Source organism: Clostridium sp. AF36-4 (genome assembly GCF_003435975.1).
In the GTDB taxonomy this organism is placed as follows: domain Bacteria; phylum Bacillota; class Clostridia; order Lachnospirales; family Lachnospiraceae; genus Eubacterium_F.
This window is the reverse complement of sequence record NZ_QTVH01000071.1, coordinates 1-1,086: the sequence shown is the minus strand read 5'-3', so window position 1 is coordinate 1,086 and position 1,086 is coordinate 1. Positions and strand designations below refer to the sequence as shown.

Here is a 1,086-nt window from a genome sequence, read left to right as displayed (position 1 = left end):
TGGCATCTTTCAAAGTTATAGGTGTAGATATACCTTCCAATGGCTTCTCTTGCTTCCTTGAGATTAGCATACTCCGTGAGATATGCTTCCTCATACTTGAAGCTGCGGAACCAGCGTTCAATCATGATATTATCTGCCCATCGACTTTTGCCATCCATGCTTTGCCGAATTCCATTATCTCGAATAAATTCGATGTATTTGTCACTGGTAAACTGGCTTCCCTGATCCGAGTTGATGATTAACGGCTTAGCTACTTTAAATGCTTTTTTACAGGCGTTGATGACCATAGTGGTATCCAGAGTATCATCAACATCCCAGCCAACGATACAACGGCTGTACCAGTCGATAATGGCTGTCAGATAAAGAAATCCATGCTTCATTGGAATGTATGTAATGTCAATCGACCATGCCTGATTGGAACGGTCAATGACTGCGTTACGAAGCAGATACGGACAGACTTTTGCCTGCTTCATGCGCTTAGACAGATTCATCTTTGGATAAATTGGTGTAATGTCCATTTCACGCATATATCTGCCCGCTTTACGGCGACCAACCTGATATCCGCGCAGTTTAAGTTGAGCAGACATCTGACGGGCTCCCCAGGTAGGATTATCCGTATGCAGATGGTCAATGATAGACTTGCATTCCAGTTCTTCCTCTGAAACGGGGATACCGCCATAATATACGCTGGTGCGGTTGATTCCGAGTAGTTTAGCTCCTGTAGAAACCGGCAGTTCCTTATTCGTCGAAAGGTTTCGGACTAAATTTACTCTCGTAGTCAGGTCCGATAACTTCTTCAGATTTTTTTTTGAGCCAGTCAACCTGCATAGTAAGTTGACCGACCTTTTTGGCGTATTCGGCTTTTTCCTTGCGTTCTTCGGCAAGTTTTTCCCGGAGATTGTCTTCTCGCTTGTTATCAAAAGCAAGAGACGCATTTGTAAGGAATTCTTTCTTCCAATTGCGGAGGAGATTTGGTTGAATATCGTTTTCAACAGCAAGGACATTAAGTTCTTTTTCTCCCTTAAGCAGCTGGAGTACGAGGTTGGTTTTAAATTCAGCACTGAAATTTCTTCTTGATCTGGACAT

General features: G+C 43.1%; 2 protein-coding genes. Both read right to left on the bottom strand.

All coding sequences use genetic code 11. From position 1 onward, the window contains the following. Window positions 1–821: IS3 family transposase (locus tag DW005_RS13630; protein ID WP_242989499.1), on the bottom strand; the 821-nt coding region annotated here is incomplete at its 3' end. Further along, window positions 739–1,086: transposase (locus tag DW005_RS14315; protein WP_242989498.1), on the bottom strand; the 348-nt coding region annotated here is incomplete at its 5' end. The genes DW005_RS14315 and DW005_RS13630, both read right to left, overlap by 83 nt.